This window comes from Paenibacillus hunanensis (assembly GCF_034055775.1).
GTDB lineage: Bacteria > Bacillota > Bacilli > Paenibacillales > Paenibacillaceae > Saccharibacillus > Saccharibacillus hunanensis.
In genome coordinates, this window is record NZ_CP139194.1 from 2,804,911 (window position 1) to 2,821,911 (window position 17,001).

12 protein-coding genes are annotated in these 17,001 nt (G+C 44.8%); 8 read left to right on the forward strand and 4 right to left on the reverse strand.

Annotated elements, in window-relative coordinates:
- The first annotated feature begins 239 nt into the window (after positions 1 to 239).
- The 5 genes from SK066_RS11385 to SK066_RS11405 all read left to right on the forward strand — a co-directional run bounded on the left by SK066_RS11385 (position 240) and on the right by SK066_RS11405 (position 6,280).
- Positions 240 to 2,657 carry a TerD family protein gene (locus SK066_RS11385; RefSeq protein ID WP_320544735.1) on the forward strand — a complete coding sequence of 806 codons (2,418 nt, stop codon included), beginning with the start codon at positions 240 to 242 and terminating at the stop codon, positions 2,655 to 2,657.
- A gap of 657 nt (positions 2,658 to 3,314) precedes the next feature.
- A complete protein-coding gene (locus tag SK066_RS11390) occupies positions 3,315 to 4,184 on the forward strand; it encodes an aldo/keto reductase (protein ID WP_320544736.1) in 870 nt (289 codons plus the stop codon).
- A 140-nt stretch (positions 4,185 to 4,324) separates the two neighbouring features.
- A complete protein-coding gene (locus SK066_RS11395) occupies positions 4,325 to 4,723 on the forward strand; it encodes a hypothetical protein (RefSeq protein WP_320544737.1) in 399 nt (132 codons plus the stop codon).
- Positions 4,724 to 4,887: 164 nt separating this feature from the next.
- Entirely contained in the window at positions 4,888 to 5,481 is a 594-nt protein-coding gene (locus tag SK066_RS11400; RefSeq protein WP_320544738.1) for a LysE family translocator, read from the forward strand.
- Between the two features lie 13 nt (positions 5,482 to 5,494).
- Positions 5,495 to 6,280: an AraC family transcriptional regulator gene (locus SK066_RS11405; protein ID WP_320544739.1), complete on the forward strand. Its 786-nt coding sequence runs from the start codon at positions 5,495 to 5,497 to the stop codon at positions 6,278 to 6,280.
- A 124-nt stretch (positions 6,281 to 6,404) separates the two neighbouring features.
- Here the strand turns inward: SK066_RS11405 and SK066_RS11410 are convergent, their stop codons facing one another.
- Positions 6,405 to 7,328 (reverse strand): AraC family transcriptional regulator, encoded by a 924-nt coding sequence (locus SK066_RS11410; RefSeq protein WP_320544740.1) that lies wholly within the window; start codon positions 7,326 to 7,328, stop codon positions 6,405 to 6,407.
- Between the two features lie 572 nt (positions 7,329 to 7,900).
- On the opposite strand from SK066_RS11410, the gene SK066_RS11415 reads away from it, so the two are divergent.
- The 3 genes from SK066_RS11415 (at position 7,901) to SK066_RS11425 (ending at position 13,766) form a co-directional block, all read left to right on the forward strand.
- On the forward strand, positions 7,901 to 8,881 hold the full coding sequence (locus SK066_RS11415) for an aldo/keto reductase (protein ID WP_320544741.1): 981 nt from the start codon (positions 7,901 to 7,903) through the stop codon (positions 8,879 to 8,881).
- Positions 8,882 to 9,543: 662 nt separating this feature from the next.
- The gene (locus SK066_RS11420) at positions 9,544 to 12,786 is read left to right on the forward strand and encodes a GNAT family N-acetyltransferase (RefSeq protein WP_320544742.1); all 3,243 of its coding nucleotides are present in this window, start codon (positions 9,544 to 9,546) and stop codon (positions 12,784 to 12,786) included.
- A gap of 110 nt (positions 12,787 to 12,896) precedes the next feature.
- Positions 12,897 to 13,766: an amidohydrolase family protein gene (locus tag SK066_RS11425; RefSeq protein WP_320544743.1), complete on the forward strand. Its 870-nt coding sequence runs from the start codon at positions 12,897 to 12,899 to the stop codon at positions 13,764 to 13,766.
- A gap of 195 nt (positions 13,767 to 13,961) precedes the next feature.
- Here the strand turns inward: SK066_RS11425 and SK066_RS11430 are convergent, their stop codons facing one another.
- From SK066_RS11430 to SK066_RS11440, 3 genes are all read right to left on the reverse strand, one after another.
- Positions 13,962 to 14,456 carry a hypothetical protein gene (locus SK066_RS11430; RefSeq protein WP_320544744.1) on the reverse strand — a complete coding sequence of 165 codons (495 nt, stop codon included), beginning with the start codon at positions 14,454 to 14,456 and terminating at the stop codon, positions 13,962 to 13,964.
- A gap of 297 nt (positions 14,457 to 14,753) precedes the next feature.
- Positions 14,754 to 16,334: a DUF4179 domain-containing protein gene (locus SK066_RS11435; RefSeq protein WP_320544745.1), complete on the reverse strand. Its 1,581-nt coding sequence runs from the start codon at positions 16,332 to 16,334 to the stop codon at positions 14,754 to 14,756.
- Positions 16,321 to 16,854, reverse strand: coding sequence for a sigma-70 family RNA polymerase sigma factor (locus SK066_RS11440; protein ID WP_320544746.1), 534 nt, complete (start codon positions 16,852 to 16,854; stop codon positions 16,321 to 16,323). The genes SK066_RS11435 and SK066_RS11440 overlap by 14 nt, the downstream gene beginning before the upstream one ends.
- Between the last annotated feature and the right edge of the window lie 147 nt (positions 16,855 to 17,001).

Below are 17,001 nucleotides of genomic sequence, written 5' to 3' on the forward strand. Positions count from 1 at the left end.
AATTTAAATAGATGCAATTTTTGCTATTTTAAACTAATGGCTCACTTTCGATATTCGCCATACTTGTGCCCTGTTGAGAACGTCCAGCATGCTGTAATCTAAAGTCATAGAAAGCAACAACCCCATACACAGGAATAGCTGCAGGCTATTGTGAACACTTCCTTCTTACTTAGCCTTTATCCCGAATCCCTAGTGTTCCTGCTCTCCTGCAGCTGTTTTGTTATTCAGGAGGTTTTACGATGAATACACAGCATAATAATAGCTCAGTCGAGCATACTTCTAATATTTCTGCACATTCCAGAGCCGATCATCCATCTCAGCAAGAGCAGAACCCATCGATATCCGTACCCAAGCAACATACAAGCGAGCATGATCTATTCGAAAAAGATAGAAATGAGCAGTGTCCTGCACAATGGATGAATCCTATTTTGCTGCGTCGTTTAGGAAAAGTCGTGCTCCCTTATACAATGAAAAATGGCCAGGCTCAAGCATCTGAAAGCGATGAGCTGAGCGATCAAGTACATATGTCTGAGCAGATCATCGCTGTCGATCAAGCACTTGCTTCGTTGCTACAAAATATCGAGCAGCTTGGCTATACCTTTGCACCTGAATTGATTGAGCAGTGTCGCAAGCTATCTGTCGACATGATAGCAGAGCTGTATCAACAAATGGTTCCTGTGTTATCTCAGATGGTTGGAGATCATGTACAGTACGAGCCGATGTATCCTAATTTTCCAGAGCAGGTCATGGAAGCTTCTGCCGCAGAGCTATGGATCAATGCACTCCTGCATTATCGCTTCGGTATTCGTCCCGAATATGATACAATGCTGCGCCCACCTGCGGAAAGAACGGCGCATCTACAACCGATTGGTCTTGCGACAGAAGATACCTGTATTGAAATGCTGCGTAATCTAGCAGCAGCGAATGGTTCATTATCTAATCAGGATAAAGATGATCTTGCTACAGGCTTATGGATGGTTAAAAACGTAGAATGGCTGTTACCTGAACAGATTCCTTATAAAGAAAATGTGGCATTTATCGCTTCCGTGCTATTAGAAGCAGGACGTGCAGATGGACAGCGATTAAGTGTATATTTTCGTACAGCAACTGATGTGTTGCGTTTAGCCGCAGGTTTGTCCGGACTGCCGACAGACCTGGCTTGGGCGAAAAAATTGCCTCAGCTACGTAATCGCCTGACTAATGTATATAATCTCAATCAGGGCATGCATACACCTCTATCCGCAGAGCAAGCAGATCATCCGCGAAACGCTTATCATTTCCGTAAGTTTCGCCGAGTAGAGCGTCGATTAATATTAGGACTGCTGGAGCGCGTGGTGAATCCGCTTGAGGATATGGTGCTGTATCGTGAGCAGTGGAAACGGCTGGGAGAGTTGCTGCATCCAGGCGAGATGCGAGCTCGTTATCCACATGCTTTTGACGCGTTTACTGCACTGCGCCGTGAACGATCGATTCCAACAATGCGAACAGAGCTGGATCAGGGAATGAAGGAGCGTGATCCAGCTGTAATTGCTAAGCTTGGCACACGTCCGGGAGAACTGGCGCGTCGACTGGATGCACTGCTGCGTTCGCAGCCGAAGCATAGTAAGCTGATTATGGAGCAGTTCCAGCTTCATATCGAAGACATGGCTGTGCCTTTACTGCTGCAAATGCTGGCACATTTCAAGCATCGCCAGAAGCGTAGACAATATCGTGTCTTTTTTCCAAAAGGAAATACAGGCAAGGTGGTCGCAATTCCAGATCGCTTACCCGTTTTAAAAAAATCGATCACTATAGAGATTGTGAAGACGATTCAAAGAGAGCTGAAGCGTCGATTCGCTGAGCGTTCAGCGCTCGGTTCCGTATATATCGATCCACAGTTACAGCAGATTCCAGTGCCGTGGTCGCAGCGTTCTGCTAGCCGAGCATTACGCGCCTTGCCTCGTGGAAGCCGTGTACCCCTGCCAGTGGGGGACACTGTCCGTTTATTTTGCTGGTGGAAAAATATGGAGGATGAGCATCGTAGCCGTGTCGATATTGATCTGTCTGCGGTGCTGCTTGATCAGGAATGGCAGCATCTTGATACATTAGCGTTTTACAATTTACAGGGGAAATATGGCGTGCATAGTGGTGATATTGTCGATGCGCCTGAAGGTGCTTCTGAATTTATCGATCTGTACCTTTCTCAAGTAAAGAAGCATACACAGGCTCGTTATGTTCTTGTGCAGATTGCTTGTTTTACGGGACAGGCTATTGCGGAGCTGCCAGAGTGCTTTGCTGGCTTTATGATACGCCACGATGAGCGTGCAGGAGAGATTTTTGATCCAGCGACTGTACAGGCGAAGTTTGATCTGACGGTAGAGGCACAGCAAGCGGTTCCGTTTGCAGTTGATTTGCACACGCGTGAGATCATTTGGATGGATGCGATCGTACGTAATCGTAGCTTCCGCATAACAGCAGCAGATAATATGACAGGTTTACAAATGCTGGGGCATGCCTTTACCGATCTACGTCGACCGATGCTGTCAGAGCTGTTCACCTTGCACGCAGAGGCAAGAGGGAAGATTGTACATCGCATCGAAGATGCAGATACTGTATTTGCGTTAGAACAAGGTATTACACCATATCAGACGGATGTGATTTTGGCGGAGTATTTGTAAGAGGTATGGAAGAGTAGGAGTAATTATTCTGATAATTGTGCGCATAGGTAGCATACCACTAGTAGTTTTAAAGAGTTTCGTTTATCGTATTCCAAAAGTGCAGGTTTGAGATTGGAAAGTATCTGTCTCGAATCTGCACTTTTAGAATTTTACGCAAATGCGTATAGTAATTTTATAAAAAGGATGTGTGAAATAGGTGCAAAGTAAGTAAAAAGTAAACGTGCGTGAGCAGAAATAAGACAAGGGAATAAGAAGAAATAATATAAAAACGTATAAAATAAATGATAAAAGCCAGTCATTATAGCGATATAAAAAATAATACAAAAGTAATAGAACAAGTATTCTAACAACGAATATATAATAATCAATTTATCATTATTTTACATAATTATAATTATGTATATAAATAAAGATTGTTTAAAATTATATCGCGATAATGTATAAAAAGCTTCGATTACGGGTAAGTGGATAAAAGGATATACAAGTGGGATAGAATGAGCCGCATAGAACGACTATTCATCCTTGAGACTGTGCTGAATCATGCGGAAGAGACTCTCATTCCGCTCTTAGTGTGTATAGATTCAGCACAGTCCACGTATCATCGTTATTTCGCTAGGTAGCTTAAACTGACTTTCACCAACGAAGGGAGCATTTCATATGACAACCGAAAATCTGAATGCCGCAGCATCAGGTACGTTTACGATTGGCGGCGACCTAAAGGTTAATCGTCTTTGCTATGGAAGTATGCAGCTTACAGGTAAAGGCGTTTGGGGCGATCCGAAGGACCCGGATGAAGCTGTGCGTGTCTTGCAGCGTGCCGTTGAGCTAGGTGTGAATTTTATCGATACCGCAGATTCCTATGGCCCATTCGTGGCAGAACAGCTTATTCGCAAGGCATTACACCCCTATAAGGATGATCTAGTAATTGCGACAAAAGCAGGTCTAACTCGCTCCGGTCCGAACGATTGGCGTCCAGTGGGTCGTCCAGAATACTTACGTCAACAAGCTGAGCTAAGCCTGCGTCATCTGGGTCTGGAGCGTATTGATCTATTCCAGCTACACCGGATCGATCCGAAGGTGCCGTTGGAAGATCAGCTGGGTGAGCTGGAGAAGCTGCGTCAGGAAGGCAAAATTCGTCATATTGGCTTGAGCGAAGTGAGCGTAGAGGAATTACATGAAGCTAGCAAAATTACTAAAATTGCTTCTGTGCAGAATCTATACAATCTGTCCACACGCAAGGCTGAGGACTTACTAGAGGAAGCAGAGAAGCATGATATTGCGTTTATTCCATGGTTCCCATTGGCAACTGGTAAGCTCGCTCGCGAGGGCGGCCCATTGGATGAAATCTCCAAGCGCCTCGATGCGAAGCCTGCTCAGGTTGCACTGGCTTGGCTACTACGCCGCTCGCCAGTGATCCTACCAATTCCAGGTACATCTACCGTATCGCATTTGGATGAAAATATTGAGGCGGCGCATCTGCAATTGAGCGATGAGGATTTTGAAACGCTGGATAAGCTGTCGGAGTAAGAAGATAAGCTTTTAAATATAGCTAGTCGTTATGATTACAAAACCTCGGATGTGTATAAAGCACATTCGAGGTTTTTGTTATTTTATTAGAAAAAAGATGATATGCTATATATAGAATTATTTTACATAGGAGGTACAAAATGAATAGAGGAGTATATGTCGTAGTAGGTGTTGCGGCAGTATGTTTCATTATCTTGGCTGTACTGCGAATAACATCTATTGCAAGTCTAACTGGAAAATGGATGCTTTATTTTGCGATTGCCGGTACTTTATTGGTTATAGCAGATTTGATTAATTTTATTTGGGAGTGCTACGGTCAAAAAAGTAAGCGATTAATGTATTTCTTTTTCGTCATGTTGGAGTGTATGCTTATCGCTGCCGCTGTCTTTTCTATATTTGTTCTACCGCATATTAATCCAAGCATCCCAATAAAAACGGTAAATACTGCGGGTGATGCGCTAACTTTATTTGGATTAGGATGTGCATTTATTAGTATGTTATTAAAAAGTCTTAGAGCACAGAAATATACTACTAGCTGAATATCTTCTCCTTCTCTGCAATCTACTTTCTACAATATATTTTTACTTTACTATTCATCTATCAGCCGCTATCCTCGAACCCTGCAATAATATACTATAGCAATCCTCACCAGACAGTTATATTGATATACAAACAACGAGCTACACCGGAAAGGGGTTTGTATATGAGTATGCTGTCTTTTATTTTGTACTGCTGTATTGTTACATTTACACCGGGGCCGAGTAATATCCTTATTCTATCCATCACCAACAAGGAGGGCACGGCGCAGGCGCTTCGGTATACGTATGGAGCGACTGTAGCCTTTGGTTTGCTGCTGGCGGCATCGGCAACGCTTAATAGTATGCTGGCAGCTATTTTGCCTCGTATTATGCTGGGGATGCAGATTGTAGGTAGTCTGTATATGCTGTATCTGGCATATCAGATTTCTCGTAAAAGTAAGCCCGCATCTGGCAATAAAGACGCGCCTACTACAACAGGACTTGGTACGTTCCGCTCCGGCTTTATTACCCAGTTTGTGAATCCGAAGGTGATTATGTTCACGATGACCGTTATTCCAACTTTTATTATGCCGTATTATTCAGCTGTACCTGCATTATTAGCAGGTGTGTTTGGCATCACTCTGATCGGATTCCTCGCCTATACAACGTGGGTGATGTTTGGTACAATTTTCAAAACGTTTTTGCAACGGAATCAACGTATTACCAATCTGGTCATGACAGCATTTCTCGTCTATGCAGCGGTAATGATGTGGGTATAAGGAGGACGACAGCATGAATCCAACCGAACGCTTTCAATATAAAAAAGCAGCAGGCATCACAATGCTGTCTGCCAGTATTCAGGATTTTACGTACAAGCGGCATTCGCATCAGGAGTATTCATTTGGGGTGACACTACGTGGAATCCAGCGCTTTACGATGGATGGAAGTCTGCATTTATCTCATTCTAGCGGTGTCATGATGTTCAACCCGGAGCAGGCGCATGATGGTATGGCCAATGGCAGGGAAGGGCTCGATTATGTGATGCTCTATGTCGACCCGGATATGCTGACCGAAGCAGCCGGGCAAAAGGATTGGCTTCGTTTCTTATCACCGGTTGTGTATGATCCCCTGCTCAATCGACGTATTCTTGAATTATCTCAAGCGATGACGAAGAGTGGTGATGATGCACTATGTACGGAGCGCCTCGTCGCGCTAGCAGATAGCCTCGTGCATAACGATCTCACATCAAGTCCTACCCAGGACCCGGGCTTGATTCGCAAAGCGAAGGAGATGCTGCATGCGGATCTAGGCGGTGTAATGAAGCTAGATGAGATTGGTCGGGAGCTGGAGTTATCCAAATTCCAATTCATTCGCATGTTCAAGGCACAAACTGGAATTTCGCCCTATCAGTACTTTTTAAATCGTAAAATTGAACACGCCAAGCATCTTATTGAGCAAAAGAAGGATGTGTACGCAGCCGTAACCGAATGCGGGTTCACAGACCTCACGCATTTGAATAAGCATTTTAAAAGTGTGTATGGCATTACAGCGTACGAATATAGGATGTATCTTGGCTAAAATATTGATACAAAGCGATCACAGGATGTATAGCAGTTAGCCAGGCACGTATAAATAAAATAGAACTTGAAGTAAAAGCCCCTATGCTAGATACATAGGGGCTTCGTCCATTCACACGTTTATATCACGCATTCACATTCAATATATTACCGTACTTCTGCTTGAGCTGCTTAATATCTGCACGCGGTGGAGCGCCAAACATCCGCGCATATTCACGGCTGAATTGCGAAGCACTCTCATAGCCGACACGGAAAGCGACATCCGCAGCATCTGCCGACTCAGATAGCAGTATGCGGCGTGCTTCCTGCAAGCGAACCTGCTTTTGGAATTGTAGAGGACTCATCGCAGTGACTTCTTTGAAGTTGCGATGAAAGGATGAGACGCTCATACTCGCCATTTCGGCAAGCTCGTCCACACGAAGCGGCTGCTCATAATGACGTGTAATCTGCTCAATCACTTCGCGGATACGGTAGGAAGTACTACCTTCCAGCGCAATTTGTGCCAGCATCGAGCCAAAGCCACCTTGCAGTAGCTTGTACAGAATTTCCTTTACAAATAAGGGGGCTAGAAAAGAAATATCTTTTGGCTGATCGAGTAGCCTGGTCAAGCGTATAACCGCATCCAGGAGCGTAGACTCGGTCTGACCGACAAACAGTGCGCGCCGGGCAGTTTCACGCGTGGGCTGCGTTAGATCGGTTTCATTTAAGACTTCAAGAATCTGAGTTTGCGAAAATTCCAGCTTAAAGCTGAGATACGGTTCTGCTTGAGAGGCTTGTACGACCTGACCTACGACAGGAAGGTTCATCGAAGCGATCAAATAATTACTGGGTCCGTACGACAGGTGCTCATTTGCTAGAAAAATATCCTTAGCTCCACTCGCAATGCAGCAGAAGCAGGGCTTATATACCTGATACGCTTTGTCAGTCATTTCACGGTGATGAATTAAGAATAAGGAAGGAATGGCCGTTTGGAATACGCCTTCCTCCGGGCAATGGTGCAGGATGAGGGCAGCCAGCTCATGATGCTGGGTGTAGATGTGCTCAGACATAGGCATTCTCCTTTGGAATCGTTCTATTTATACGAGTACATGCTCGCTAGAAGGCAAGTAGATGTACGCGATATGGACTGTAATTGATTATACCTTGCCCATTATTACTCTGAAAATGGACATGATAGAATTAGGCAATCATTCAATATGAATGAGATACCTCCCTGATCTTGTTTACAAGCATACTATATTTATAGCTACTGCATCTGTATAGCTACGGATGCTATTACAGGATAAGGGAGGTGAAGACGGCTACGTATCGAATGATAGGATGAATGATTATTTTGTTATCGGCATTTATGTATATCAAACATAACAAGTGATCCTAAATACGGTTACGTAGCTGTGCTTATGCATCAATGGATACGTTATTTTGAGCTCGCGTTGATCCGTCGCCTGAATACCTTGATCAAGCACGAATCAGAACCAACATTCCGCGTGCTATATGAGGAATCGCTACACCGACTTATGCAAAAGCATGCGGTACAGAATTATCGCAGATCATCGTTGCATCGTGTACAAACCTATTTTCACACTTCATCTCGCTAATTATGAAGGGAGCAATCGATACGATGGAATATACAAAGCTAGGACACACAGGTCTGGACATCTCCCGTATTTGTCTGGGATGTATGGGATTTGGCGATGCTAGTCGCTGGGTACATGAATGGGTACTAAATGAAGAGGATAGCCGTAAAGTTATCAAGCATGCGCTGGAGCTAGGCATTAATTTCTTCGATACAGCTAATATCTATTCCATGGGGACAAGTGAGGAGTATGTCGGCCGTGCACTGAAGGAATATGCGAATCGTGATGAGGTTGTTATTGCTACTAAGGTATTCAGCCGCATGCACGAAGGGCCGAATGGTGCAGGCCTGTCACGCAAAACGATCATGAGTGAGATCGATAAAAGCCTCCAGCGCCTGGGCACCGACTATGTCGATCTGTATCAGATTCACCGCTGGGACTATGAGACACCGATCGAAGAAACAATGGAAGCGATGCATGATCTGGTGAAAATGGGCAAGGTGCGCTATATCGGTGCTTCTGCGATGTACGCATGGCAGTTCCAGAAGGCACTTCATGTGGCAGAGAAGAATAATTGGACACGCTTTGTCTCTATGCAAAACCATCTAAACCTGCTCTATCGTGAGGAAGAGCGCGAAATGCTGCCACTGTGCATGGATCAGAAGATCGGTGTTATTCCATACAGTCCGCTTGCTTCGGGACGCTTAACACGTGATTTGGATGCCACGACACTTCGCTCTGAAACGGACAACGTACAAAAGTCCAAATACGATGCGACTATGGATACTGATCGTACGATTATCGAACGCGTGGCCGAGCTAGCCAATCGCTATGGCGTATCCCGCGCTCAGATTGCAACAGCCTGGATTCTGCAAAAGAACCCGGTCAGTGCCCCGATCATTGGAGCTACGAAAATATCGCATTTAGAGGACGCTGCTAGAGCATTGAAGGTAAAGTTGAGTGGGGAAGATGTAGCATTTTTGGAAGAGCCATATGTGCCGCATGCGGTTGTGGGAGCGAATTAATAACCGGAGTTATGAGCAGAGATTAGGAGAAATATTCGTAGAAAAATCTACCCCATACGTGAGTAACTACAATCATCATTAGATATTTAGACCGATCCTGTGTAGCTATATGAAGCAGGATCGGTTTTTTGTGCTTTTATGCTGGCGATTCATATTGTAAAACATCATTTTACCAGTGGTATGAGAACAACATTATCGTGATAGCGCAGTAATCATTTTATCGACAATCGATAGTTATCGAAGTCAAATCCGTCGAATTAAGCACAACAAACCATCTAAAATAATTATTTCACTATCTGAAAAATTCACAATAATAAAAGAAATATACTAAGCTCATACGATATCATGCAACCTACAAGCAATATTGCTACCAACATAAGTATAAAAAGAAATACTTCAACTCTAGTAAATAAACAATAGAAAATCGAAAAATAGTACACCTCAATTATACCCACCTATCAATTAAAAGCTTCAACCCTATTCATCTTCAAGCCTCCATGATTCCCAAACGTTTTATATCACCTGGCATTCCAATTTTTCAATATTGCTCGAAACATTTGGTTTCCTATCCGATTTTTGTTAATCTGAATATACCTCACGAGTAGTACGTCATAAGCAAGGTTATACTTCTATACACTACGGAAGATGGAGGATACATAATCATGACAACGAAGCATCAAGTAGATCAATTAGAAATTGTTGAGTACGAACCACGTTATGCTGCATCAATCGCCGATATGTGGAATGCAAGCCAGGAGAGCTGGGGTGGTGAGAGTGCACTGCATACGGAGCAAATGGTTTTACAGGAGCACCATAATAGCCCGCATCTGAATATCTTTCTCGCAGTTATCGGTGAGAAGGTGATCGGGTATTGTAGCTTTTCGCATTATAAGGAAGATGTAGGAGCACTGTATATCGCGCTGCTGAATGTGCGCCCAGAATATCACGGGCAAAAGGTCGGTAAAAAGCTAGTACTTCGCGCGGTAGAAGAAACGATCAAGCTGGGGTGGCCTCGTGTCGATCTATATACATGGCCAGGCAACGTCAAAGCTGTACCTGCTTACAAAAAAGCCGGATTTTTCTGGGAGCGTCGTGAGGATGTAACCCATCTGATCAACCTGATCCCATCCGTGCTGCAAACGCCTGCTGTTCAGCCATTTTTTGAAACGATTGATTGGTACAATGACAGCATTCGTAAGATTGCTACCGAGCCGGATGGAAACGGAGAACATGGTTTTGATTATTTTACCTATGAATGGCGTAAGGATGATCTGTATCTACGAATGGAATATGAACGTACGGGACGCGGTCTGCGTCTGATTGAAACAGATGATTATCTGATCCAGGCTACGATTCCGAAGCAACATCGTTTACCGTTCGGTGCTAGCTATCCGATCGAGTATGAGCTGATCAATAAGTCAGGTAAGCCGCTTCATATAGATATCCAATCCCGCAGCCATAAAGGAATCGAATGGTCGCTGCAAGCAGCTAGAGAAGTGACTCATCAGGAGACGATTCAAGCCACCTTCGAATTAAAGCCGATCGAGGAGGAGCAAGATCCGTTTCAAACGCATCCAGTCGTTGAGGCTGAGCTACGTATTAACGGAAAGCTCGCTATATTCAAGCTCGGCGTAGAGCCTCGCTTCCCCGTTCGTGTCAAAATGCATCTTCCACAGCAAACATGGTATGCAGGCAGAGAGCAGGAGCTGGAAGTATCGCTTGAGAATGAATACGATACCGAGCAGACATACCGAATCCGCTGGCCTGAGCATCCATTGCTAGCCTTCCGCGAGCCTGAGTCCATCGTGCGTGTTCCAGCACATGGTCGTCATGCGATTAAGGTAAAAGCAACCCTACTGGATTATGGCATCTGGTATCAATCGCTGGTGATTGAGCGAGCCGCCAAAGACGTAACGGGCGCTATGGAGCAGCCTGCAACAGATCATGAAGCTTCAACTACAAGCGATAAATCTGTATATGGTGATCAGGCTTCGTCTGAAGCTTCGCTTGATACAAGCTATGTCCAGGTGTTGGAGCAACCTGTTAGTCTGGTTTTTCCTGGTGCAGGGTCTACTTTTGGCGGTCAGACAGCCGAGGGCTGGGTAGCATCGAATGGATTGTATCATGTTCATCTGAATAAGCTAACCAACGAGCTGACGATGTATAAAGGAACCGAGTCTGGCGGTATGATCAAGCATCCTCAATTTGGATTGCCTTATGATAATGCGTTCAAGCAGGATCGAGCGATTCAGGTGTCATTCCAGCATGGGGATTCATTTACGATGGAAGCCGAATATGAGCTGGAGTCGCTTCAGCTGCGCCTGATCACCAGTATCCGAATGTATCAGAACGGAATTATTACTCATCATCATCAGGTGAGCAACACCACGGAGCAGGATCGTACCGAACCGTTATTTTTAAAAACAAAATTCGAGATGTCGTTCGAAAATAGTATTCTCCCTTACCAGAATCGGTATATTGATACCGCGCAGGGGCCAGCTGCATCGTTTGGCGATTACTGGGTGCTGGAGGAAATCACTGAAAACTGGATCTTCCGCCGCCGACAGCAAAATAACTGGGGAATCACATGGCCACAGGAGCGTACCTTGCTTCGAGATCACTGGCTATATGCGTTAGAGCATCCATTAGGTACATTGCAAGCTGGAGCAACAGTCAGCACGCCGCCGTTAACGATTGCAGGTGGTACATGGAGTAGCTGGCAGGATTTCCGTGCATTTGCGCTGCAAATCGGAAATGAAGAGCCGCTACGTACCGAGCCATCGCTGGATATGCTATTAAACGAGGGGAATCCATTCCTATCTTACCAGCAGGCTGAATTGAAGATCATCGAACGTAAAAACACCACACTAAGTGGTAAGATCATCGCTTCTTCGAATCAGTGGGTGAAGCGTCAGCAGTTTGAGCTGGCACAGGCTGATCAGCTGTCAACATGGCAGGATTCACTGACATTAGAGCATACTACGACCGGCAAGCTGGATGTCCTTGAGGTCGTAATGGATATGGATACGTATGAACTGAAACAGAAACGCCTGCTAATTCCTGTATCCGATGAGCCGATGATCAGCAGCGTTATGCAGACGGATGAAGGGGACATTCATTGTGTTCGTAATGGTGTGTTGGAGTTTAAGATCAGTGAGCAGTTTGCTCCGGTCGTATTCTCCTTACAGCATGATGGTGTGGAATGGCTGGAGTCTTCTTTTCCAACACCAGGGCCCAAAGCATGGTGGAATCCATGGACAGGCGGATTAACGGTGCAGATCAAGGGCATGTCCGCTGCAAGCATGTTGAAGCAGCCGCGAACGGTATCATTTACTGATATCAAGGACTCGCATGGCAATCACTGGTATGGTGTAGCTATCGATGTCGAGATTACAGATCATGATGTCTATAAAGGATTGTCGCTACGTCAATACTATGTGACACTACCAGGTGCTCCGGTGATTGCATCCTTCGTGCATGTCCGTCAACAGACAGGCAATAGCTTTGCACCACTGGTCATTCGTCAATGGAACTATTGGAAGGCGAGCGAGCAGTTGAAGGATAGCCGAGCTTCACTGCGTAATAGAGCAGGCGAATCGATTGTCTATAAAGCAGGCAAAGCAGAGTACCAGACCGGTGCGCCAACAGGCGTTATCCGCCTTGGCTCACATGAACGAACATATCAGATGAATATGATTACAGACACCGAGCGTAATCAGAGCGGCATTCTCGTGGACGCTGCTGTCGTATTAACGGAAATGTCAGAGGATCTGCATACTCATCATGGTGACGAAGACATGACCACACCGCAATTTATAGTATTCTCCGAAAACGAATTACAGGATGAAGTATTCGCTGAGCTAAAACAGATTCGTTTCGATCAACATCTGAATTCAAGCGAATAAGTCCAAATAAGTAGGCTGTAGAGTGCGCCACATGAGCAACAGACAGCAATAATCAAATATCAAACGATACAAAACAATAACCCTGTAACCCTACTAGAGAGGAGCCAGATATGAAAATCATTGATGCGCATATCCACTTTTCCGAGATTGAAGCATTCCATGATACCGCACGTACGCTTGCATCGATTGACTATACAACAGATGGGCTACTGGCTGAATTTGCCGCTTCGAATGTTGTTGCTGCTGTCGGAATGGGCGTGACCGAAACGGTAGCAGGGGCTTTCCCGGATAAAATGGCGGCTAACCCGATGCTGCTTGATCTGAATGATCGTATGCCAGACAATGTGTTTACCTGTGTAGGCATTAATCCAGAGACACTGCACGAACCAGGACAAATCGAGGCGCTGGAGCAGTCTCTAGCTGATCCGCATGTAGTCGGCTTCAAGCTATATGCGGGTTACTATCACTACCATGTTGGCGATCCGATCTATGATCCGGTATATGAGCTTGCCCGTCGCTATCAGCTGCCTGTCGTTATTCATGGCGGTTTGACGTATGCCGATCAAGGGCTGCTACAATACTCGCATCCGCTAGCGATGGAAGAGACATTTGTGAAGCATCGTGATATCACCTTTATGCTCTGTCATCTGGGCGATCCGTGGGTACTGGATGCTTCAGCCATGCTGGAGAAAAATCCGAATCTGTACGCTGATCTGTCCGGTTGGATTGTAGGCGATGGGGCTAAGGTACAGCGCTTGATGGGCGAGCAGACGTATGTAGATCATTTTAAACGCGCAATTGTATTTTCGGAAAAGTACGATCGGCTGTTGTTCGGTACCGATTGGCCGCTTGTACCGCTGGATGCATGGATTGGCTTTATCAAGCATCTGATTCCAGAGCCGCATTGGGAGGATGTGTTTTATAGCAATGCGCTGAAGGTGTTTCCGCGATTGAGAGAGTGGATGGAGCAGCAGGGATAGTTGGTGAAACAGCTAGGATCAGGATGTAATCCTGAGATATAGTACAACTCTGAAGAGAATATCTAAACGTTCTTAAAATGATATATCAACTAAAATATACAAAAGAGCTGCGAACAGATCATTGCCATCTGCTTGCAGCTCTTTTTTTGTAAGCATTCTATTCATAAAGTTCTATTGTATAAGTCACATTCGTACTTAATGAGCCTGATTCTGCCCCCGCAACATTTCACGCATCTCCGGCCATTTGCGATACAATAACACGTTACGTGTACTGAACATAATCGCTACTCCTACCCATACGATCCATACGACAGTAAGCTTGGATCCAGCAGGAGCGAATAGCGCATAGAAGATGAACGCAATCCCATAACGCACAGCAATTAGCAAAATCCACGCAAACAACGTAATCTTATTGCCCTGCATATAGAGCTGATCCCCTGACCAATATATGCGTGTGTACTTGGCCTGAACGATACCAGCAAGAAGCGCAACGCCCGCTATGAATAGGAATTCAACGATTTGATATATTGGCAGGCTCGTTTGTGGTAGGTTTTGCGATGCGCCATACAGGGCTAGAATCGGCAGTAGGAACAACGATACTTTCTTGATTTTACGTGGACGTAGCTGGCGACTGATAACCCAGATCATAATAAGTGCAATAACGAACAGATTCATATTGTGGTCAAACATATTGGCATCTTCCTTTTTTGTTATTATTTATATGGTGTATCACGAATTGTCGATGTTGTAGCTTCTGTATTGATTATAGAAAATAGAAGGATAGCGTACCTCCACAGCGGGATTGAAGTTGATCGTTGAAATATAGCTTTATTCGCAAAGCTTCTCCATCTGGAGGTGTAGAAGACATCGAAAAAAGGAACAGCTCCAATCGGGTAGCTGTTCCTTTTTATTACAATGATTCAAAATGATGCGTTAAACCTTCATTCCGATGATGACATCATACAATCGAATACGCTAGCATCAAGCTTAATCCATTCTTTTCAGATAAAGAGGCTCTCGATACGTCACCTTATCCACTGAATAATGCAGCTCAGCCCCTGCCTTTAATTTACTCTTATCAAATTTGATAAGAAGCTGTCCTTCGTGATCCGGATCGAGAAGGAGGTCAGAGGAATACGTTCCGTACTTTTGACCAGGAGCTCCATACCAGAAGGAAGAAGCTATGGCATAGGTTTGATAAGCTTGTTCCGGCTTGATGTGTAAAATGTACTGCTCGGGTGTAGAGTCTACCGCCAGTAACGTTACTTTACCGGTTGTTCCCATATCCAGCTGTAGAGGAAGATTAGAATGTTGCCCGGAAGCAGTCTGGATTGGGCGTTGATTGCGGACAGGTTCTTCATTAAAATTCCATGGTGTGACAATCAGTTCAGCAGGCTGCCCAACAATCGGTTCAAACTCCAAAAAGGTATGTGGGTCTCGGCCTGAATGTGATGTCGTACGATACACATGATGGTTAGAATCGGTTAACGTATACGTTAAACCAAGTGGATAGTACCCATGATTCCGATAGTATTGCTCATTCCACGTTTTCCATGGTGCTGAGTAGGAAGTCGTTAAGTCCATATACGTCGCCACCGGAGTAGCATGGACAGTTGCTCCATGAAAACCAATGCCTTCCGGAGTTCGGACAGTATTAGTTAAGCTGTAATTCGGTAATGCATTTTGCTTGGCATGGATATGATAAATGAACGGTTTATCGGTCATCCCTTGCAGCGTAATGTTAATTTGCATATCTACTTGCTGTGGAAGTGCAGATGTAGGAACTTCCGATATTTGACCAAATTGGTCAGCAAGCTCCATATCCGATATCCCCATAAGCGGAGCAGCTTCAAGTTCACGCTGTAGCTTATAGATGGTAGTGCTGGCATCTTGCAGCTGATCTTTATTCACTTTATTACCTGTAGACGATACTTGTCGACCATTCACATAGATTTCAACCTGTTGTACAGGATGCTGCTTGGATGCCTGCTGCTGTAGCTCAATATTTACTTTCTTCCCGTCATATAGGAGGGAGCGAAGTGTCAGTTTGATACCATCTTGTTCAACGCTAGGCTGCGGCGGTATTTCTTTTTCATCCGCTGTTTGCCATCCCCATTGCGAGGTGAATTGATAGAACTGGCTAGCTCCAGGTAACTGCTTTAACGTGCGTGCCATATCGGAGGAGACAAAGGCAGAGCTTAGTACACTACCAACGCCGATAACGATCACTGCGGCAGCAGTAATACTATAACGGATCATTCGCTGATGACGTCGATGAGTAGAATTGGCTATCATGGTGCCTGGCGTTGTCGTCTCTGCTGGTGTTGCTACGGAGTCTGTAGCTGTTTTCTCTAATACGCCATATCCTTCGTTCACTTGCTTTAGCCGACGACGAGTAAGTTCGCTTCGAATGCGATCAGCCGGCTGGCCTTGCTCAATAGCATCATAGATGCTTTGAAGCTCCATTTGAATATCAGAAGGAACTTTCTGCTGGTCTTGTGTTACCGACTCACGTTCTCCAATCTGCTTTAATTTATGTTCTAATTGATCTATATTATTTGTTCTCATAGATGCGACCTCCTTCCTCGTTATCCTCAAGCCAGCGTGCTAATAGCTTCCTTGTTCGATGTAGCCTTGTTTTGGCAGTACCTTCGGATATGTTCATAATGTCTGCAACCTGCTTTAACGGAATGTCCTGAAAATAATGTAGGATAATGAGTTGACGCTTATCTTCTTCCAATTGATCAACAAGTTGCCGTATATCAATAGCTTCATAGGCAGGGCTGGAGGTAGAGGATGAGCGAATCTCTGCAAAAGGAATCACTCGTTTGCGTTTAAGCAAAATCGCGTTACATTCATTAATTAAGATGCGAATCATCCATGTCTCAAAAAATGCCGCTTCTCGAAGTGTGACAAGCGATTCGTACGCTTTGATGATTGTCTCCTGCATTGCATCGATAATGTCATCCTTGTTTTTCACGATTGAAGAGGCGATTCGATATAGACGTGCTTCCATATGCTTCATTAATAGAAGAAATGACTGCTGATCGCCACTCTGTGCCTGCTGTACTTTCTGTTGTATATCCAATTGTTCCTTCACCTTCTTTGTGTCGTAGAGTGAGTGCTGTTTGTGTCCGATCGCTATATTAGATACACGAAGATAGAGAAAGGTTACAGCGAATAGCAAAATTTGTTATGTAATGGAATATCCATCATATCATTACAGGCAATCAGG